This window comes from Parabacteroides sp. (assembly GCF_977054455.1).
Genome location: NZ_CDRTCT010000038.1, coordinates 22,568 through 42,230 on the forward strand (window position 1 = coordinate 22,568; position 19,663 = coordinate 42,230).

General features: G+C 48.3%; 18 protein-coding genes. 4 read left to right on the forward strand and 14 right to left on the reverse strand.

The window, feature by feature from the left end; all coding sequences use genetic code 11:
* Positions 1-1,419 carry a PDZ domain-containing protein gene (locus ACW6QF_RS16750; RefSeq protein WP_456088648.1) on the reverse strand — a complete coding sequence of 473 codons (1,419 nt, stop codon included), beginning with the start codon at positions 1,417-1,419 and terminating at the stop codon, positions 1-3.
* Positions 1,420-1,651: 232 nt separating this feature from the next.
* On the opposite strand from ACW6QF_RS16750, the gene ACW6QF_RS16755 reads away from it, so the two are divergent.
* Both ACW6QF_RS16755 and dnaJ read left to right on the forward strand, forming a co-directional pair.
* Entirely contained in the window at positions 1,652-2,245 is a 594-nt protein-coding gene (locus tag ACW6QF_RS16755; RefSeq protein WP_456088649.1) for a nucleotide exchange factor GrpE, read from the forward strand.
* Between the two features lie 42 nt (positions 2,246-2,287).
* Positions 2,288-3,445 (forward strand): molecular chaperone DnaJ, encoded by a 1,158-nt coding sequence (gene dnaJ, locus ACW6QF_RS16760; RefSeq protein WP_298547916.1) that lies wholly within the window; start codon positions 2,288-2,290, stop codon positions 3,443-3,445.
* Positions 3,446-3,619: 174 nt separating this feature from the next.
* On the opposite strand, the gene ACW6QF_RS16765 is transcribed toward dnaJ, so the two are convergent.
* From ACW6QF_RS16765 to ACW6QF_RS16825, 13 genes are all read right to left on the reverse strand, one after another.
* A complete protein-coding gene (locus ACW6QF_RS16765) occupies positions 3,620-4,159 on the reverse strand; it encodes a flavodoxin family protein (RefSeq protein WP_298547913.1) in 540 nt (179 codons plus the stop codon).
* Between the two features lie 142 nt (positions 4,160-4,301).
* The gene (locus tag ACW6QF_RS16770; RefSeq protein ID WP_298547911.1) at positions 4,302-4,646 is read right to left on the reverse strand and encodes a TIGR04076 family protein; all 345 of its coding nucleotides are present in this window, start codon (positions 4,644-4,646) and stop codon (positions 4,302-4,304) included.
* A 39-nt stretch (positions 4,647-4,685) separates the two neighbouring features.
* Positions 4,686-5,411 (reverse strand): porin family protein, encoded by a 726-nt coding sequence (locus ACW6QF_RS16775; RefSeq protein WP_298547909.1) that lies wholly within the window; start codon positions 5,409-5,411, stop codon positions 4,686-4,688.
* A gap of 2 nt (positions 5,412-5,413) precedes the next feature.
* Positions 5,414-5,980, reverse strand: a complete 567-nt coding sequence (locus ACW6QF_RS16780; protein ID WP_456088650.1) for a flavin reductase family protein — start codon at positions 5,978-5,980, stop codon at positions 5,414-5,416.
* A gap of 6 nt (positions 5,981-5,986) precedes the next feature.
* Positions 5,987-6,451 (reverse strand): aspartate carbamoyltransferase regulatory subunit, encoded by a 465-nt coding sequence (gene pyrI / locus ACW6QF_RS16785; protein WP_217802875.1) that lies wholly within the window; start codon positions 6,449-6,451, stop codon positions 5,987-5,989.
* Between the two features lie 56 nt (positions 6,452-6,507).
* Positions 6,508-7,428, reverse strand: coding sequence for an aspartate carbamoyltransferase (gene pyrB / locus ACW6QF_RS16790; RefSeq protein WP_119216223.1), 921 nt, complete (start codon positions 7,426-7,428; stop codon positions 6,508-6,510).
* A gap of 197 nt (positions 7,429-7,625) precedes the next feature.
* Positions 7,626-8,987 carry an efflux transporter outer membrane subunit gene (locus tag ACW6QF_RS16795; RefSeq protein ID WP_456088651.1) on the reverse strand — a complete coding sequence of 454 codons (1,362 nt, stop codon included), beginning with the start codon at positions 8,985-8,987 and terminating at the stop codon, positions 7,626-7,628.
* A 3-nt stretch (positions 8,988-8,990) separates the two neighbouring features.
* The gene (locus tag ACW6QF_RS16800; protein WP_298547894.1) at positions 8,991-12,185 is read right to left on the reverse strand and encodes an efflux RND transporter permease subunit; all 3,195 of its coding nucleotides are present in this window, start codon (positions 12,183-12,185) and stop codon (positions 8,991-8,993) included.
* 11 nt (positions 12,186-12,196) lie between these two features.
* Positions 12,197-13,303, reverse strand: coding sequence for an efflux RND transporter periplasmic adaptor subunit (locus ACW6QF_RS16805; RefSeq protein WP_298547891.1), 1,107 nt, complete (start codon positions 13,301-13,303; stop codon positions 12,197-12,199).
* 283 nt (positions 13,304-13,586) lie between these two features.
* Positions 13,587-15,281 (reverse strand): alkaline phosphatase, encoded by a 1,695-nt coding sequence (locus tag ACW6QF_RS16810; RefSeq protein WP_456088652.1) that lies wholly within the window; start codon positions 15,279-15,281, stop codon positions 13,587-13,589.
* Between the two features lie 13 nt (positions 15,282-15,294).
* A complete protein-coding gene (locus ACW6QF_RS16815) occupies positions 15,295-16,479 on the reverse strand; it encodes a M24 family metallopeptidase (RefSeq protein WP_456088653.1) in 1,185 nt (394 codons plus the stop codon).
* An 86-nt stretch (positions 16,480-16,565) separates the two neighbouring features.
* Entirely contained in the window at positions 16,566-17,390 is an 825-nt protein-coding gene (locus ACW6QF_RS16820; protein WP_456088657.1) for a M48 family metallopeptidase, read from the reverse strand.
* A gap of 146 nt (positions 17,391-17,536) precedes the next feature.
* Entirely contained in the window at positions 17,537-18,094 is a 558-nt protein-coding gene (locus ACW6QF_RS16825) for a LemA family protein (protein WP_456088654.1), read from the reverse strand.
* A gap of 188 nt (positions 18,095-18,282) precedes the next feature.
* On the opposite strand from ACW6QF_RS16825, the gene ACW6QF_RS16830 reads away from it, so the two are divergent.
* Both ACW6QF_RS16830 and ACW6QF_RS16835 read left to right on the forward strand, forming a co-directional pair.
* Positions 18,283-18,717 (forward strand): DUF6078 family protein, encoded by a 435-nt coding sequence (locus tag ACW6QF_RS16830; protein ID WP_456088655.1) that lies wholly within the window; start codon positions 18,283-18,285, stop codon positions 18,715-18,717.
* Between the two features lie 405 nt (positions 18,718-19,122).
* A partial coding sequence (locus tag ACW6QF_RS16835; RefSeq protein WP_456088656.1) for a hypothetical protein occupies positions 19,123-19,663 on the forward strand: 541 nt, incomplete at its 3' end.

Consider the following 19,663-nt stretch of genomic DNA (forward strand, 5'->3'; position numbering starts at 1 on the left):
TTATTTTACTTCGACCGTCACGGACCGGCGAATGGTCGGACGGACGATGATTTCCATTTTGTTTTTCCCCCTTTTGATATCGAACGTACAGGCATTGTTGCCGGACGGGTTGATATAGGGAGCGTAGTAATATAAATAAGAATAGGCTGCTTTATTTCCGGATTTCTGGATCGCATCGGCTACCTGCGGGTATTTGAATGTGTCCCAGAACATACACCGTTTGAAACCGTTGGCATCCGTAAACTGGGTTTTCGGATCGCGGTATTTCATCGTGTTGGTAATAAATCCTTTGTAAGCGGCGGAGAACTCTTCAGCCGTATGATCCATCTTTTGATTGTTGATTTTCTCTACAATATCGCGGGGGCGTAAGCCGGCAGCGTATGCAGGCGAGTTCTTATCGACATCGGCAATCTGTTCCATACGGTCGATGTCGTAGCTCAACCCCGTATAGTTGTAGGTTTTCTGATTGACTTTGAACGGCACGTTGCGCTGGTATTTAACGTATGGATATTGCATGCACATCAATGGGGCATGTATACGGGCATATTCGTCGAGGCGGTATGAATCTTCCAACAGTTCGTTAGCTTCGCATTCCCACAGGATGCGGCCCGGCACGTCACGCTGGTCGATCAGGCGGAAACCGAACTGGAGCAGGTATTGCGCTTCCGCTTCCGCAGACATTGAGTTCAGGAACGGGAATGTCTCCATCTTGCTGTGATTGAAGTTGTAACGATAGATCGGCTCTTTTTCGACCAGTATCTTGTTTGCTCCTTTATAGTTCGGATTCTTGTCGAAGAAATAGAAGGTCTGTACTATGATGTCGGGACGGTCTGTATCGACTGTCATCCCTTTCTTGGTCAATTCCTTTTCGATGCTTTCGTTGATGGCCGTTTCCAGTTTGCTGTTATTCTCGTCTATGGCAGAGAACGCAAAGGTTTTGAACTTGCCGAAATCTACGGGATCGGCTGTCACGGTTGTCTTGAACGGACAGACAAATTCCCGTTCGCTGGTCGTTTCGAGGCTGTACATCGAAAAAGCGGTGGCCAGTTGCTCTTCGGTAATGGCGTTCCCTTTTTTGCATTCTTTTTTGACAAGGATCTGTTTAGCCGGGTTTGCCAGATTGCCGATCGTCAGCAACACTTCGTTTTTACCGGCGGGATTCAGCATTTCTTTGATCTCTTCCGGTGAAATATCTGTCGTTTGCACACCATCGATGGCAATAATGATATCGTTGGTTTTCACGCCTGCAAGCTCTGCCGGCGAGTAAGGAATGACACTGGTAATAACCGGTTTGTTTTTCCCCCAATGGTCGCTTTGACTGATATCATATGTAATTCCTAATCGGCAGATATTCCGGTTTTGGGCAAAACCGGTAAGAAATGCAAATAGCAGTAAAACTGACAAAATCGCTCTCTTCATAATTAATTTCTTATTGTTTTATTAATCTTATATTTTGTACTATGACAATAAATCATCTTTATACTACACAAAGGTAAAGATATTTTCGTTCTATAAGAACAGTTGGCAGTATATTTGATGTTATATTGATAATTGATATCGACAAGAATAGTGCCGACAGATAGGTCGTATGACTGATATTTGGATGATATCTTATTGACAATTAGATAGTAATGAAAATATATAATTGATTATGAACAAGATGAATTTTAATAGCAAGAAGGAAACTGCTGACAAAAAAGAACGCCAGGGTGCTGATGAAGCGACAAAATTGCAGGAGGAACAGGTAAATGCGGCAGAAGAAAATGCCGCATCTGACAATGTGACGGATGAAGGCCAGGAACTGGAGGTGCTGAAGAAGAAGTATGACGAACTGAATGATTCTCATCTGCGCTTGATGGCCGAGTTCGACAACTACCGTAAACGTACGTTGCGCGAAAAGTCAGAGCTGATCAAGAACGGTGGCGAAAGTGCTTTGACTCATTTGCTTCCTGTCGTCGATGATTTCGAACGCGCTTTGCAGAACATCCGTTCGGCTGAAGATATAAAGGCCGTTACGGAGGGTGTGGAACTTATCTATTCGAAATTCATGTCTTACCTGTCTCATCAGAATGTAAAACCGATCGAAACTGTCGGCGAACCGTTTGATGCTGAAACGTCTGAAGCCGTTGCCATGATTCCTGCTCCTGAACCCGATATGAAGGGTAAGGTTCTGGATTGTGTACAGACCGGTTATACTTTGAACGATAAGGTGATTCGCCACGCTAAAGTAGTGGTAGGCGAATAATACGACAGGATAATGAGCAAATAACAACAGACAGATACGAAGATGGCTAAAAGAGATTATTACGAAGTGCTGGGCGTCGAGAAGACTGCCTCGGCAGAAGAAATAAAGAAAGCTTATCGTAAAAAGGCGATTCAGTTCCACCCTGACAAGAATCCGGGTGACAAGCAGGCTGAAGAGAACTTCAAGGAGGCTGCTGAAGCATACGATGTGCTGAGCGATCCTCAGAAGCGCCAGCGTTATGATCAGTTCGGTCATGCTGGAGTAGGAGGTGCTTCGCAGGGCGGTGGTTTTGGCGGAGGAATGTCTATGGACGATATTTTCTCCCAGTTTGGAGACATCTTTGGCGGACATTTCGGTGGCTTTGGCGGGTTCAGCGGTTTTGGCGGCGGTTCACGTGGCGGTCGCAGGGTGAATCGAGGTTCGGATTTACGTGTGAAAGTAAAGTTGAACCTGAAAGAGATCGCTACCGGAGTCGAGAAGAAGATCAAGGTTAAGAAATATGTGACGTGTTCCAAATGCCACGGTAGCGGGGCGGAGGACGATCACAGTTCCAAGACTTGTGAAACCTGTCACGGTAGCGGTGTAGTTACCCGTATCGCCAATACGATCTTGGGACAGATGCAGACACAGACAACCTGTCCGACCTGTGGAGGCGAAGGAAAGATTATCACCAAGAAATGTAGCGAGTGTAACGGTGATGGAATCGTGCGCGACGACGAGGTGATCACGATCAATATTCCGGCCGGTGTGGCAGAAGGCATGCAGCTTTCCATGAACGGAAAGGGGAATGCTGCCCGTCATGGGGGGATTAACGGTGATTTGTTAATCTTGATCGAAGAAGAACCGCATCCGGAACTGATACGTGACGAGAACGACATTCTGTATAACCTGTTGCTGAGTGTGCCTCAGGCGGCTCTGGGCGGCACGGTTGAAGTTCCGACTATCGACGGTAAGGCTAAAGTCAAGATCGAACCGGGAACTCAGCCGGGTAAAGTGCTTCGTTTGCGTAACAAAGGGTTACCGTCTATCAATAGCTATGGAACGGGAGACCTGCTTGTGAACGTAAGCGTTTATATTCCGGAAACGTTGTCCGCATCAGAGAAGGATATCATGAACGGTCTGGAGAACTCTCCTAATTTCCAACCGAAGAAATCTGTCAAGGAGAAGATTTTCGATAAGTTCAGGCATATGTTCGATTGACATTCTGTGGATTTTGGTAATAAAAGGGCTGTGTCAAGGATTTGCGACACAGCCCTTTTTATTTTTGCCGTACGGATTAGCTTCCGGTCGTAAGTGGAAAAGGCCTTGCTTCAAAACACCGGTATTTTGAAAACGAAACAGATATGCTTTGAAAAGGACTGTCACTGCAATCGCTTAAACTTGCTTTCCCATTTGATAGGCTTCTTCCATGGCGGGGTTTCCGTTGATCTCTCCTTTGTGCCAAACGCCTAATCCGAACACGGTTCCTTTTATTACGGGATTTTCCAGACAGTCCAGGAATCCCTGGAAAGTGTCGATCGTACGGAGCATTTTCTTACGGTCGTCTTCGGCTGCCGTTACGATGAAATAAAATTCCTTGTCGTTCATCTCCGTGTATCTTCCGCAGCAGCGGTCTATCAGTGTTTTCATCTGTGCGCTCATCGTGTAGAAATAGACAGGGGTAGCCATTACGATCACATCGGCATTCACCATTTTTTCGATGATTTCTGCTGCGTCGTCTTTTTGAGGGCACGGCTTCTGGTATAGGCTGCATGTGCTGCATCCCGTACAGTAATGGATTGTTTTGTCTCTCAGGAAAATCTTTTCCACTTCATGGTCGCTTTCTGTCGCACCACGCATAAATTCGTCACAAAGTGTGTCTGAGTTGCCGCCACGCCGGGGACTTGATGATAAGATCAATACTTTTTTTGCCATACTTGTATATTAGTTTAAATCGCTATTAAAAATGTTCCGGAGGAACGGATACAAAGTTACTGTGACGAGCAGATTAGGACTGTATATGAATTACAGGGATAAATACCATTTTTACAGGATCCATATACATATCGGTACTTGGTCAACGGACAGGTGTGTAGTCTATCCCGGACTCTTCATCCGTCGCTTCGAGCTTGAATATGACAGGGCGTAATCCGTCATTGCAACTGCAGATGGCAACTCCCGGTTTCCTGATCCAGTCTCCATAATAGAATACTTCTTTTCCGGCACCATGTGACAACGCGAAGGCATATTGGTAAATCGCTTTCCAAGCCTCGTCGCAAAAGCCTTCCGGCTTGGCATAATCAGCATAGAAAACCTGTCCTTCTTTCAGCATGGGGCAGGCGGTCAGTCCTTCGGCACCGTATTCGCGGGCCAGTTGTTCATCTAAAGTAGTCTTTAACACCGTAATCTTGACTTTTTTCATCTGATATGTTTTTTATTAAATGGTTTGACAATGAAAGAATCAGAACAGGAAACCGAGTGAGAAACTCATTATGTTTGTCCGTTTTTCAATGTTGAGAGTTCCCTTTGGGTTGGCCTCGTTCTTGCCTATCTCACGGAAATCGGATGCAACCTCGTTCAAGCCGAATTCATAGCTGAAGTCAAGAAACAGACGCCAGATGCTGACTCCCAGCCCGGCGGCTATACCGATCCCGAAAGGCGTGTTGTCATCTTCGAATTCGCGGGGGCTGTCCGTCATATCCGTGCTGTAGCGCGTCTTGTAGTTGTATTTGATGTTGGGACCGAACATCATGCTTAATGCGTACGGACCCTCTTTTACCAGATAATAACCGACCATCACCGGTACTTCGAGTGTAGCGGACTTATAGGTAATCCGGTTTCTGCTGATCGGGGATTGCGCTATTGTCCCGTCAAAGCTGCTTTCTTCCTGTGGTATGTTGAAACGTATGTCACCTTCCGTATATTGCCATGCCAAGCTGGGCTGGATATAGAAACGGTCGATATTGACCCGTGCAAACACGGCTGCCTGATAACCTACCTTATATTGCAGGCGTATGTCTTCCATCTCCTGGTTGTCTATCGTCAACGATTTGACAATCGGGAATGCGGCATTGACTCCGATTTTTCCTCCCCAATTGAATGTCTTGTCTTCGATCTTGATAAACTTCTGGGCAACCACCGGGAAACAGAATGGAAGTATCAGTAATATAAGGCAAATTTTCTTCATGACTATTTTTTCTTTCTGACCGACCAGCCGAACTTACCGACGAAGTCGCCCAATCCGTAATATTTGCCATGCGAATAAGCCAGCAGGTCGGCACGCTGCATATCGAAAGCTCCTGTTTCCGGGTCCAGATATTTGTCATCGGCCTGCACGTTTACCACATCGGCGATAAACATGTCATGGCTACCCAATGCCATAACCTCTTTTACCCGGCATTCGATGCAGAGTGGGCACTCTTCGATGATCGGGGCGCTTACGACCGAGGCTTTTCCCGGCGTTAACTTCATCTCCTCGAACTTGGCATGGTCTTTCCCTGAGTTGACACCGCACCAGTCGGTAGCATATGCCAGCTCGCGGGTTGTCAGGTTAATCACAAATTCCATATTCTTTTTCAGGATCGGATAGGAGTGGCGCTCCGGACGGACGGATATATAACACATCGGTGGATTGGTACAGAGCGTACCCATCCACGCGACAGTTATAATATTGTATTCTGAAGGCTCAGAGCCGCAACTAACCATTACCGCAGGCAGCGGATAGATCATCGTGCCGGGCTTCCAGTCGTGTTTCATATCGGATTATTTAACGATGATGTCTTCCTTGTTGATCTTGCGTTCGCAATAATGGCATCTGATCGTACCCTTCTCTTTGTCGATTACATCGAAACGGGTCGGCATCGGTTCATTATTGGTGATACATTTCGGATTGTTACATTTTACGAGTCCTACCAGTTCGTCCGGTAAGGTAACGGTCTTTTTCTCTACCACTTCGTAATCGCGGATAATGTTCAGGATCACGTTCGGTGCGATCAGGGCGATACGGTTGATCTCTTCGTCACAGAAGAACTTGTCGGAGATCTTGATCACGCCTTTGCAACCCATTTTATTGCTGTGGAAATTGTTGCCGATCGTAATCGTATTGTTCATGTTTTCCAGTCCCAGTAATTTGGCTACTTTGAACAACTGGCTGGGGGGAATATGATCGATGGCAGTACCGTTTTCTAAAGCGGCGACCTGCAATTCTTTTTTCTTTTCTGCTGACATAACTTTTGATAATTGAAAATTGATAATTGAAAGTTGAAAATCTGGAAACGGGATTCTTAATCTTCAACGGAAATGCCCAACACTTCGCAGATGATGGCCTGACGGGCGAACAGTCCGTTGCGTGCCTGCTGGATATAGTAGGCTTTCGGATTATCGTCCACATCATAAGCTATTTCGTTCACACGAGGCAGCGGATGCAGGATGCGCAGGTTCTCGCGGCTGTTTTTCAGCATGTCATTCTTCAGGATATACACATTCTTCACACGTTCGTACTCTTCCAGGTCGGTGAAACGTTCGCGTTGCACACGGGTCATGTACAGAATATCCGTCTGGTTGATGATGTCTTCCGTAAATTCGGTATATTCGTTGTATTTGATGCCATGTTTGTCGCAGAAGTTCTTCTGTTCGTCCGGCATGTGGAGTTCGTTCGGTGCGATAAAGTTGAATGTCGGGTTGAAATGAGACATACCCACTATCAGCGAGTGCACGGTACGTCCGTATTTCAGGTCGCCGACCATCGTGATGTTGAGGTCGGTCAGTTTGCCTTGCGTCTTTTGGATGGAATAGAGGTCCAGCATGGTTTGGGAAGGATGCTGGTTCGCTCCGTCGCCGGCATTGATGATAGGCACGTCTGTGACCTCCGAAGCATAACGGGCGGCGCCTTCCAGATGGTGGCGCATAATGATAAGATCGACGTAGTTGCTTACCATCAGGATGGTATCTTTCAGTGTTTCGCCTTTAGAGGAACTGGTCGTGGAAGCGTCGGAGAAACCGATCACACGGCCGCCCAACCGATTCACCGCAGTCTCGAAACTCAGGCGGGTACGGGTGGAAGGTTCGAAGAACAGGGTCGCTGCAACTTTGCCTTCCAGCACTTTACGGTTCGGATTTGCTTCAAACTTCCTGGCGTTATCCAGAATACGAAGAATGTCCTCTTTGGAACATTGATCGATAGAAACTAAACTTTTACTTTTCATTGTTGTGTATATTCTGTCTTATGCCCACAAAAGTATAAAAAAATGCATAGACAATGTCATGGCTCCGCTTATTTTTCACTCGATAAAAAAGGACCTGTTTCGTCGAAGTTTGAATACTTTTCTGAAACAGGTCCTATGGAATAGGTAAAAGGTCCGGTTTAAAAGGTTTTTGGCTTTTATGGATAAAAAATGTTTTCTTATTCTCTACCGCCGCCTAAAGCTTGATAAAGGTTGATCACGCTTTGTATCTCGGTGAACCGGTTAGCCGTTTGCGACAGTTGTGCGCTCAACAAGGACTGGCGGGCGGTCAGCACTTCCAGGTAGGTAGTCGTACCGTGCTCCATCAGCAACGCTGTGCTTTCCAATGCCTTTTCCAAGGATTGGATCTGCTTTTCGAACAAGACGGTCTTTGCCTTGCTTGTCTGGCAGGCGACCAAAGCATCGTTGACTTCGCTGCCGGCATTCAGCAAAGCTTGCTGGAAAGCCAGGCTTGTTTCTTCCTGCTGCGCTTTGGCGATGCGGTATTGAGCCATGATCTGTCCTTTGTTGAACAACGGCTGTGTGAGCGAGCCGACTGCCGAAGCCAGGAATTTGCCCGGATTGACGATCATGCTCCCTGCCGAGTTGGTCCATCCGGCACTTCCGCTCAGTACGATGGAAGGATAGAAAGCAGCGCGAGCCTGGTTGGTTGCGTAAAAAGCCTGTTCCAGCGAACGTTCGGCAGCACGCACATCGGGACGGTTCGACAACATTTGCATCGGTACGCCGACTGCCACGTCTTCCGGGAACTGCTGGTCGGCCAGTTTTCCACGTTCGTAGCGGTGCGGGGTTTCTGCGAGCAATAGGGCGAGACTGTTTTCGACTTGGTTGATCTGCTCTTTCAGGTCGAGAATGGAAGTCTGCACGCTGTAATAAGCCGCTTCCATTTGGGAGGTAGCCGCCTCGTTGGCTAATCCGGCATCCATCAATGCACGGGTAGAAACCACCGTCTCTTTCCAGGCTTCTTCCGTCTGTTGCGAGATGGCTAACTGCTCATCCAGCATCAATAAGGTGTAGTACACGTTGGCGATCCCGGCTATCAACTGGGTACGCACAGCCTGCTGGTAGTCCTGGCTTTGGGCATACAGCGCTTTGGCCTGTTGCTTGGCATTGCGCAGACGTCCGAAGATGTCCAATTCCCAACTGGCTGTGACAGGCAGTGTGTATGTCTTTGTCGCTTTTCCTCCGTCGAAACTGCTGATCGTTCCTTGCGGGGAAAGTGCGAACGAAGGTAGGAAAGCGAGCTTCGCCGACATTAGCGCTGCTTCCGCTTCCTCGATCTGCAATTGGGCGGACCGGAGGTCGGTGTTGTTTTGTAGCCCTTGTTCGATAAGAGCCTGCAACTGCGGGTCCGTAAAAAGTTCCCGCCAGTTCACATTACCGAAATTGGTCGTATCATCGACAGCCACCTCTTCTCCGTACAGGTGGTCCGGAGTCTTTTCGGCCGGTTGATATTTGGTGTATATGCCGCAACTGCTCAACAGGGCGGTTGCGGTTGTCAATACGATTATTTTCTTCATACCTTATTTATTTTCATTGTTTAAACCGTCACGTTCAATTTGGCTCTTTTGCTTTTCCAACGCAACTTGCATATCGGTTTCCACTTCCATCGGCGGACGGATTTTTTCTTGCATGTATTCGAAAATGATGTAGAATACCGGCACGACGAACAGCAATGCCAATGTCCCGACTGCCATACCGCCGACAACACCTGTTCCTAATGAGCTGTTACCGTTGGCTCCGGCTCCGGATGCGAACATAAGCGGAAGCATACCGAAGATCATCGTAAGTACGGTCATCAGAATCGGACGCAAACGGGCTTGTGCGGCCGAATAAGCCGATTCGACGATCCCCATCCCTTTACGGCGGCGTTCGATGGCGAATTCGGTGATCAAAATCGCCGTTTTGGCCAAAAGTCCGATCAACATGATGACACCGGTCTGCAAGTAAATGTTATTTTCCAATCCGAACAGTTTGGCGAACAGGAACGAACCCATCAAACCGAACGGAACGGACAGGATAACGGCCCAGGGAACAAGGAAACTTTCGTACAGACAAGCCAAAATCAAGTAGATAAGCAAGATACAGACCGCATAGATAAAGAGTGTTTGCGAGCCTCCGGTATTGGCCTCTTCACGTGCCATACCGCCATACTCGTACCCGTATCCTGTCGGCAGCATCCGGGCGGCCACTTCCTCGATGGCCTGTTGTACTTCTCCTGTGGAATATCCCGGTGCCGGGTTCACGTTGACCGTGATACAGCTAAAGAGGTTGAAACGGTTGGCCACTTCAGGTCCGAGTACCCGTTTCAGGGTTACGAACTGACTGATCGGAGCCATTTCCGTCCCGTTACGGACAAACATATTGTTCAAGGCTTGCTCGTCAAGGCGGTATTCCGGTGAGGCTTGCGACATCACGCGGTATACTTTTCCGAATTGGTTATAGTTGGAAACGTATGCGCCACCACAATAACTGCCCAGTACGTCGAGAACCGTCGAAGGTGATATTCCGGCCCGTTTACATTTGGCTGCGTCCACATCGACCGATATCTGCGGGAAGTTCATGGCATAAGAAGTATAGGCCATCGCCACTTCAGGACGCTGGTTCAAAGCTCCGATATATTGCATGGCGTTGCCGTAGAAGGTACCCATATCTCCGCCAGTACGATCCTGCAAGTTCAACTCGATGGAGTTACCCAGACCGTAGCCCGGAATCATACCCGGCTGGAAGCAGAAAATCTGCGCCTCTTTGATTTGGGCGAATTGTGCGTTCAGACGGTTGACCACTGCATCGGAAATATGTTCGGCTCCTTTTCTTTCATCCCAGTTTTTCAAACGGATGATCGCCATACCGTAGGAAGTACCTTGGCCTGCCAGGAAGCCGTAACCGGCTACACGGGAGTAATGTTCTACTTCCGGCGTGTTCTTCAGGATGTTTTCTACCTTGTCCAGTACTTTGCCTGTCTCTTCCAGCGTACTACCCGGGGCAATGGCCACATTCGCCATAATGACCCCCTGGTCTTCTTGCGGAACAAGACCTGTTTTAGTATTGCTGATAAGCCAGCCCAGCAGGATAACGGAAGCGATCAGTCCGGCCCATACCATCCAACGATGATGGATAAAGAACATGACGCCTTTCTTGTATTTGCCCAACACGGCGTTGAAAGAGGCATTATAGGCGGCACGCACACGGCCGTTAATGCTTTTGGCACTCTTGTTCCCATCGCTCGGACGCATCATCATGGCACATAGGGCGGGGCAGAGCGTCAATGCACAAATCATGGAAAGACCAACTGAGGTCGCCATCGTCACACCGAATTGCGTGTAAAAGATACCGGAAGTCCCTCCCATGAAAGTCACCGGTATGAACACGGCCATGAACACGCAGGTACAGGAGATAACGGCCATCGTCACGTCGCCCATCGCATCTTTCGTTGCCTGGTAGGACGAGGTGTAGCCCGCATCGAATTTTGCCTGTACGGCTTCCACCACCACGATCGCGTCGTCCACCACCGTACCGATGGCAAGCACCAAGGCAAACAGGGTCAGGATGTTAATCGTGAATCCGGCGGCTGTCAGGCAGGCAAATGTACCGATCAGCGAAACGATGATCGAAATAGACGGGATCAGCGTACTCTTTAAGTCCTGAAGGAAGAAATACACCACAAGGATTACGAGGATGATCGCCACGATCAGCGTTTCAACCACATTATATATAGAGGCGAAGAGGAAGTCGTTGGAGCTCATCATCGTGATAAATTCCGTCCCGGTAGGCAATTCCTCTTTCATCTTCTCCAATTCGGCGGCAATACGTTCGTTTACTTCCGTTGCGTTGGAGCCGGCTACCTGGTAGATCATGAAGGTCACAGCCGGTTTACCGTCCATCTGGCTGTCGAAACCGTAGCTCAATGTTCCCAACTCGACCTTGGCGACATCTTTCAGGCGTAATACGGAACCGTCTTCCTGGGCCCGGACAACGATGTTCTGGAATTCTTCCACGCTCTTCAAACGTCCGCGGTATTTCATTGTGTATTGGAAAACGTTTTTCGAGTTTTCACCCAGCGAACCGGTCGGAGCCTCGATGTTCTGTTCTCCTAATATGGAAGTCACGTCCGAAGGAACCAATCCATATTGGGCCATTCGTTCGGGGTTCAGCCAGATACGCATACTGTAGGTATCGCCCAACTCCATCACGTCGCCTACGCCTTCGATACGTTTGATACGCGGGATGACGTTGATGTCGAGGTAATTTCCGAGAAATGTCTTGTCATAACGTCCATCGGTACAGACAAGTGCGTCGATTTGCAAGAAACTGGTCTGACGTTTCTGGGTGCTGACACCGATACGGGTTACTTCGGCAGGCAATAGACCCTGCGCTTTCGTTACACGGTTCTGTACGTTGACAGCCGCCATGTCAGGGTCCGTCCCTTGTTTGAAATATATTTCGATACTTGCCGAACCTGCATTGGTGGAAGTGGAAGTCATGTACATCATGTTTTCCACACCGTTGATACTTTCTTCCAGCGGCATGATGACACTGTTCATCACCGCGTCGGCATCCGCTCCGGTATAAGTGGCCGATACGTGGACCGTAGGCGGCGCAATGTCAGGGTATTGCTCGACCGGCAAGGTAAAGAGCGAAATCAATCCGATCGCCAAAATAAGAATGGAGATGGAGATGGCCATAACGGGCCGTTTGATAAAAATATTTCCTTTCATACTTCGATCCTTTATTTAACTTGCGTTCCTTCACGTACTAATCCGGCTCCTTCGGATACGATTTCTTCGCCCACCTTCAATCCGTCGAGTACGATGTATTCACGGCCGTCGCTGATTTCTGCCACGGTAATCAATGTGGAAACAGCTTTGCCGTCCACTACTTTGTAGACAATCGTCTTGTCCTGCAAACGGACCGTTGCGCCTTGAGGAATAATGATACAGTCTTTATAGGCCTGCGGTATGAGCACGTTGCCGGAAGCTCCGCTATGAAGCAGGCGGGATTCGTTGGGGAATACGGCACGCACGCCGACTGTCCCGGTCTTCCGGTCGATCACTCCGCTGATCGATTCGATCTTTCCTTTCCGGTCGTAAATAGACTGGTCATTCAGTTTTAACGACACTTCCGGCATGTTTTCCAATGCTTCGTCCATGCTTTTGTACTGGCGGCTCATGGCCAGTAATTGATTTTCGGTCATGGAGAAGTAAACATACATGTCCGAATTGTCGGAAACCGTTGTCAACGGTTGGGGAATGCTGGCGCTGACCAATGCCCCGGCGCGGTAAGGCAACATGCCGACAACTCCGTCGGACGGACTCTTGACTTCCGTATAAGACAGGTTGTTGCGGGCGTTCAGCTCCTGGGCTTCTGCCTGTGCCAGCTGCGCTTTGGCGGTCAGATAATTATTTTCACTTGTTTTCAGGTTAAAAGCCGAGACGACCTTTTTCTCAAACAGTTCCTTCGTGCTGCTATAGTTCAGTTCGGCTGTAGCCAAAGCCGCTTTTGCCACTTCCACGTTTGCCTGGGCCGTCTTCAAAGCCGCCTTGTAAGGAACCTGGTCTATGACGAAAAGTAATTGCCCTTTCCGTACGACCTGTCCTTCTGTCACACAAAGCCGCTCGATAGTTCCTGATACTTGCGGATAAATGTCGATATCCTGGCGACCGCGGATCGTGGCCGAATAAGGTGTTGTCAGTTCTTTGTCTGCCGTAGAAACTTTCATTGTCGCGTAAGATGCTTTCATCTGCGCATCCGGTGCATGTTTGCAGGATGCCATCCACATAGTCGTACAGCCGATAACTGCCATCAGCCGTATCCATTTTGCATTTGCTCTTGTCATATTCGTTTATTATTTAAAAATGACGCAAATGTATTTCAAAAAGATCGGTCTTATTTGTCTGAAAGTCTATATAAGTCTTCCATATTGATACTGTATAGATATTTTAAGAAAAGAATGATTGAAAAAAAACAAATAACTATAACTGTTGCTATGTGGTTTGTAAATCGGGCGTTTAGACAGAGGAAGCCAGTTCATGAAGGTTCATAAAGTTTCATAGTCCTGTCTTGCGGCCCGAAACCGCAATGACAGGACTATGAAGGCTGATATATTGTCGTCTTTATTTTTATTGCAGATATTCTACCAGTTTGGCCGGCAGATAGAATGTGTTGTTTTTGTCAACATATACGATTACCGAATTCAGGCGGATTTCTTCCCGGCCTTTCTTTCCGACCGTCACGATGTTGCTGAACGGCGTGATATTGATTTGTTTCTTTTTGTTCTTTACAACCAATGAAGGAGAACCTTTTTCGTCTTTAGCCGGAACGATTTCACATTTGAAATCTTTGAATACTTCCGTGTGAGGAGCGAAGTTTTCGGCTGTCAGTTCTTCCAGCGTGTCGTGCGTCATGCCGAACAGGGCGCAAAGATAATGGTTCAGTTCGATATTCGTGTGCATACCGACAGGCAGGCTTGCACGGTCAGGATGGTAAGCAGCGAGGAACACCTCTTCGCCCGTGTGGCCTCCGGTTGTGAAACCGAAGCAAGTGTGTGAACTCAGCAATTGAGACATGAAAGAAGTCAGGGAACCGCTGTATAACGAACCTTTGCCTTTGGTCGAACGTTCGTTTTCCGGTATCGGACTGTTCTTATAGTCTTTGCAATGGTTCAAGGCATCCAGTTCTTCCGGTGTCAGTTCGAAACCGGCATATGTGCGGAATACGTTCTGTACTTCGGAGGCCGGAACGCTGTTCACCTTCTTGGCGAAACCTTCGGCAGTCAGCTTATACAGAGAGAACTGGTGGAACAGCTGTTCCTTGCTCAGTTTGTCGTAACCTTTGCAGTCGCGACGGCCGATGCTGATACCGCTGTTGCCGTGGTCGGGAACCATGATGACGGCAGTTTCGCCATTCTGGCGGGCAAATTCCAAAGCCGCACCGCAAGCACGGTCATAAGCCAGGAAGTCTGTAGCCATGCCGACCGGGTCGTTTGCATGGGCAGCCCAGTCAACCTTGCTGCCTTCCACCATCAGGAAGAAGCCGTTCGGGTTCTGGGACAATTTTTCGATCGCTTTGCGTGTCATCTCTTCTAAGGAAGGCTGTTGGGCCGGGTCGCGGTCGATGTCGTAGGCCATTTCCCTGTCGCCGAACAAAGCCCACATATTATTGCCTTTGTAATTGCGCATACCGTCGATGTCATTTTTGAAGACACCGTATCCATTCCCTTTCAGATAGGCTTCACTCTCGTCGGGAAGCAGGCTGACGCCACCGCCGATCACCACGTTCAGGTCGTTGTGGGCCATCTGCGGGGCGATCCACTCATATTTGCCACGGTTGTAGCTGTGGGCGGAGCAGTCGGCCGGTGTCGCATGCGGAAATTCGCAGGTGAAAACCAGTCCCGTTGATTTGCCCTGTTTTATTTTGGCAGCTTCCAAGACAGTTGTCAACGGTTGGAAAGCACGTGCCGGATCGGTCGGGTAGATATCGTTGTCGCCGTCGTTCTCCGGGTAAGTGGAAACATAGCCTGTACGGCTGGGCTGTCCCGTCATGTAGCAGGAAGTGGTAGGAGCCGAGTCGCCGATCGGGGCATTCGAAGAATGTGTGCGGACCGTTCCGCAGAGATACGGGTCGAGGTTCAATTTCGGCTTGTCGGGATTGGTGTACCATTGCAGCCAACGCGCCATGGAAACTGTAGCCAGTGATGTCCCGTCCGGGATCAGGAGGATGACATTCTTCACCGGCTTTACGTTTTCTACGTCTTGAGCCTTTACCGGCACGAAGATGACTGCCAGTAACAGGAGAAGTGAGATTGTTCTTTTCATTATGATTTATGATTTATGATTTTTTGTCTAATTGTATGATGTCTTCTGTGAAGTGCGTGATCTTCTCCAGTCCGGTTTCCGTAACCAGGAAGCTGTTTTCGATGCCGACGGCTCCGACACCCGGTATCACGTATTTCGGTTCGAGCGCAAATACCATATTCGGCTCCAGCAGTTCTTTCGAGCGGGGCGTAAGTACCGGAAGCTCGTTTATCTGGATGCCGATGCCGTGCCCTACGAATTTGGCTTGTTGCTTGGTCCCCATGAAATAAGCGCCGAGTCCCTGGTTTTCGGTGATCTTGGCGGCTATCTCGTATAGCTCGGCACAAGATGTTCCCGGCCGGGCGATATTCTCGATTTCGCTTTCGATAAGGAGGGCTGTCTGATGCGCCCGGTAAGCGAGTCCGGTCAGGCGGCCGACGGAGAACACACGCGTCATATCCGTCATATAAGCCGTATAGTTTCCCGCCATGTCCACCATGATGGCCGTCCCTTCTCTCAGGACCGTTCCGTTTGCACCTAACGGGCAGGACGCATCGATACCGCCGCCGCCCAAGGCAAAGTCGAAAGGCGAGGGGATTTCAGCGTTTTCTCCCGCCAGGATACTTCCCATAAAAATATCCATATTGGCACCGAAAGCACGAAACAGCCCGATGGAACCGTTCTTGCGCATCCGTTTTTCTATTTCGTACTGGAATTCGAGATCTGTCATTCCGGGACGGAAACATTCGGGAATTTCAGCGTATGTCTTGGCATGGCGTTCGGCCGAGATACGGAACATGGCGATCTCGTGCGGAGTCTTTATCCGGCGCAGGTTGCGCATCATCGTAGTTGCATTGGCCGTTTCCTTCGGATTGAAGATTGCTTGCAGGCGAATGTAGTCGTTGTAGGTCAGTTCGTCTGCTTCGAGCAACAGTTTTTCGGGCATTTTCAAGCCGTGGGACGCAAAGAACTCAGCCATTTGTTCCGGTTTGCGGATGTATTCCACATGATCGCCAGCCAGCCCGTTCGGCCGTTTCACGAAGAACCAGGGAGCACCTTCCGCCGGAAGATAGAAATAGCCGCTATAGATACGTCCGGTTGTATAATACAGATTCACGTCCACGGTGAGCAGGCATCCGTCGGCATTAATCTTCTGCATCGCCTGCTGCATGCGATCCCATTTCAGCTTGAGATCGCCAATCAATTCTTTTTGTATCATTTCCAACACTTATTTTTATCCGGCACCAAAGATATTAAATTAATGCCGTGGTTGGAATGATTTTGGAGATTAATTCTTGATTAAATTTAGAATTGTTCGAGCACTTGTATCCGCTTTTCGATGGGCGGATGGGTGGCGAAAAGCCCGCTTAAACCGCTCAGTGCGCTTTTGGCTTGTTTGCCCGGATGCTGGATGAAAAGCTGGGCTACGTCTTCGCGCTTGACGGCTTCGATGTCGGGATCGGCCGATATTTTCCGCAGGGCGCTGGCGAGGGCGAGCGGATTCTTGGTCATCTCGGCGGCCCCGGCGTCGGCCAGGTATTCCCGTTTGCGCGAGATGGCGAAACGCATCAGCATGGAAAAGAAATAACCAATGGCTGCAACGATCATGATTAAGACGATGATGATTGCTGTGTTGTTTTTCTCGTCTCTCCTGCGGCTCATCGACGAGTAGTAGACGGAGCGCATGGCCATCTGTGCGAGCATGGCGAAGATGCCGACAAAGACAATCGATACGATCATCAGGCGCACGTCCTTGTTGCGGATATGCGACAGTTCGTGTGCAATGACCGCTTCGAGTTCTTGGTCATCCAACTTGTCGATGATCCCCCGCGAGAGGCTGACGGTGTAGGTCCTTTCGTTGATGCCGCTTGCAAAAGCGTTCAGCGAATCGTCGTTGATGATATTGATCTTGGGCATTTTCATCCCCTGGCTCATGCACAGGTTTTCCACCAAGTTATATACCCTTTTGTTTTCCATTCTCGACAAAGGTTCGGAGCCGGTTGCCGCGTTGATGATGCTCGTATTGGCAAAGTAGGCGATGATGAACCAGATGAGTACGCCGCCCAGCACGTATGGCGCCAGATGGATGAACATTCCGGTGGAATATCTTAATATCTCGGCCCCCGTCATGCCGTCGTCGTTCATCGCCAACAGGTGGAACAGGTAGCAGAACGCGAAAAGCAATCCCATTACCAGGCAGGGAAACAAGCAAAGCAGGAGCAGGGATCGGAAATTGTTCCTGCTCTGTTGGGTCTGTATACCGACGTATTGCATCCTTAGAACTTGATTTTAGGTGCTTCTTCGAGTGTAGTGCGTTGTTCGCCCAGGTCGAACATCACTTCCTTCTTGAAACCGAACATGCCGGCGATCAGGTTGGATGGGAATGTCTCGACCGCGTTGTTCAACTCTTTCGTAGCCGAATTGAAATAGCGGCGTACGGCAGCCAGTTTGTTTTCCAGGTCGGAGATTTCTTCCTGCAACTGCAAGAAGTTCCGGTTGGCTTTCAGATCGGGATAGGCTTCGAGCGTGATCTTCAATCCGGCCAGTGCGGAAGTCAGTGCGTTTTCAGCCACGATCTTGTCATCGATCGTCTTGGCGCTGATCGCCCCGTTGCGGGCGTTGATGACGCGTTCCAGTGTCTCTTTTTCGTGCGAGGCATAACCTTTGACCGTTTCGACCAACTGCGGGATAAGGTCATGACGTTGCTTGAGCTGTACGTCGATGTCGGCAAATGCGTTCTCGCGGTTGTTACGTAATTTCACTAACGAATTATACAAGGAAGCGATCCAGATGGCCAGGATCACGATCACTGCTATTAAAATGATTGCTGTCATTGTCTATATTATTATTTTTAGGTTATGCCTGCAAACATACGAATTAATTTACAATATTGTTTCTCCTGAATCCTAAAACAGGTCACTATGTGATCCATTTTGTTGCGAAAAGGTCTCTTTTGGGCATAAATGTTTGCTTTCCGCCGGATCTGTGTGTACTTTTGTATAATATCAAATAAAACAATACCATGTTAAAAAAATTAGATTATTCTTTAGTTCCGGACGATTTTGCTCTCTGCCTTGAAAAGAACTGCCTGCATGCTTCCACCTGCCTGCGTTTCCAGGTGTCGCGGTATATCCCGAAAGAACGCTGGGTGGTGAAGGTGGTCAACCCTGAGCGCGTTGTTCCCGATGGCGATTGTCCCGGATTCATGGACGACAGCCCGTTGAAAAACGCCTATGGGATGGAACATTTGCTGGATAATATCCCTTATCGCCAGGCAAAAGAGATACGGCGGGAGATGAGGGAATATTTCGGGACCACTCATTTTTACCGCTTGAAACGCAAAGAGCGTTGTTTTACTCCCGAAGACCAGCAATACGTACGCGACCTGCTCCGTAGGTACGGCATCGAAGAGGAACCTGTCTTCGACCGGTATGAAGAGAATTTCGGTTGGGAATAATATCCTGATACCCTTGCATGAAAAATAAGTTTCCATCGCACGAAAATAAATTTTCCATAGCGGGAAAATAAATTTTCATGCGGTGGAAAATTTATTTTCACTGTTTGGGGAAAGGTGAAACATTTTCACATATCCGGAAAGATCCGGTCTTTCTTCTAAGTTGCTGATGCGGAAAAAGGATCTATATTTATAAATTTAATAGATAAGGTTCATTCGATTTTGTCCTTTCGTTTACAATAGTTCTAATCGTTGAATAGTTGCAATATTTGTTTTTTGTTAAATATTATTATTTATGTGATATTTTTTTGATTTTCTTTTGAGTGTATGGTTCTTTTGCATACCTTGCTGGCATTAGTCCGTAAGCATCGATGATGCTTTTGTATAAATGATATAAAATACTGTTACATGAAAAAGCATATATTGACATTCTGTCTATTGGTTTATTCAGTCACTATGGCAATAGCGAATGTTATTCCCATGCATTCATCCCTCTTCAGTTTGGAATGGAAAGAGACAAAGACTTCGGAAATATCCGTCCCGGAAAAGCTCAAAGGCAGAATTATGACCAAAGAGGGTTCTCCGATTCCATATGCCATTATTGCTGAATTAATAGACATACATTGCGACAATATGATCCAATGTGACAGCATGGGTTGTTTTGAAATAACCGTGAGCAATCATTCTACTGCCTTAGTCGCGTCAGCCATCGGCTATCTTCCCCGCGAATTGCAATCCTCTGAATTTATGGGCAAAGCAAATGTGGACATTCAATTGGAGGAGAACCCGGATTACACCCTGAAAGAAGTGGAAATTTCAGCCAAAAGACGAACTATCGTTACAACTCCTACCGGACTTGTCTACAACATGAACGACAATCCCTTAAAGAATAATGATGCCTTCGAAGCCTTGAAAATGGTCCCGATGCTAACTGTGCAAAATGAGATGA

Excerpts from the sequence above, each read along its gene's own strand:
- ACW6QF_RS16750 (WP_456088648.1), bottom strand. The coding sequence starts at position 1,419 with ATGAAGAGAGCGATTTTGTCAGTTTTACTGCTATTTGCATTTCTTACC.
- ACW6QF_RS16755 (WP_456088649.1), top strand. The coding sequence starts at position 1,652 with ATGAACAAGATGAATTTTAATAGCAAGAAGGAAACTGCTGACAAAAAA.
- dnaJ (WP_298547916.1), top strand. The coding sequence starts at position 2,288 with ATGGCTAAAAGAGATTATTACGAAGTGCTGGGCGTCGAGAAGACTGCC.
- ACW6QF_RS16765 (WP_298547913.1), bottom strand. The coding sequence starts at position 4,159 with ATGGCAAAAAAAGTATTGATCTTATCATCAAGTCCCCGGCGTGGCGGC.
- ACW6QF_RS16770 (WP_298547911.1), bottom strand. The coding sequence starts at position 4,646 with ATGAAAAAAGTCAAGATTACGGTGTTAAAGACTACTTTAGATGAACAA.
- ACW6QF_RS16775 (WP_298547909.1), bottom strand. The coding sequence starts at position 5,411 with ATGAAGAAAATTTGCCTTATATTACTGATACTTCCATTCTGTTTCCCG.
- ACW6QF_RS16780 (WP_456088650.1), bottom strand. The coding sequence starts at position 5,980 with ATGAAACACGACTGGAAGCCCGGCACGATGATCTATCCGCTGCCTGCG.
- pyrI (WP_217802875.1), bottom strand. The coding sequence starts at position 6,451 with ATGTCAGCAGAAAAGAAAAAAGAATTGCAGGTCGCCGCTTTAGAAAAC.
- pyrB (WP_119216223.1), bottom strand. The coding sequence starts at position 7,428 with ATGAAAAGTAAAAGTTTAGTTTCTATCGATCAATGTTCCAAAGAGGAC.
- ACW6QF_RS16795 (WP_456088651.1), bottom strand. The coding sequence starts at position 8,987 with ATGAAGAAAATAATCGTATTGACAACCGCAACCGCCCTGTTGAGCAGT.
- ACW6QF_RS16800 (WP_298547894.1), bottom strand. The coding sequence starts at position 12,185 with ATGAAAGGAAATATTTTTATCAAACGGCCCGTTATGGCCATCTCCATC.
- ACW6QF_RS16805 (WP_298547891.1), bottom strand. The coding sequence starts at position 13,303 with ATGACAAGAGCAAATGCAAAATGGATACGGCTGATGGCAGTTATCGGC.
- ACW6QF_RS16810 (WP_456088652.1), bottom strand. The coding sequence starts at position 15,281 with ATGAAAAGAACAATCTCACTTCTCCTGTTACTGGCAGTCATCTTCGTG.
- ACW6QF_RS16815 (WP_456088653.1), bottom strand. The coding sequence starts at position 16,479 with ATGATACAAAAAGAATTGATTGGCGATCTCAAGCTGAAATGGGATCGC.
- ACW6QF_RS16820 (WP_456088657.1), bottom strand. The coding sequence starts at position 17,390 with ATGACGGGGGCCGAGATATTAAGATATTCCACCGGAATGTTCATCCAT.
- ACW6QF_RS16825 (WP_456088654.1), bottom strand. The coding sequence starts at position 18,094 with ATGACAGCAATCATTTTAATAGCAGTGATCGTGATCCTGGCCATCTGG.
- ACW6QF_RS16830 (WP_456088655.1), top strand. The coding sequence starts at position 18,283 with ATGTTAAAAAAATTAGATTATTCTTTAGTTCCGGACGATTTTGCTCTC.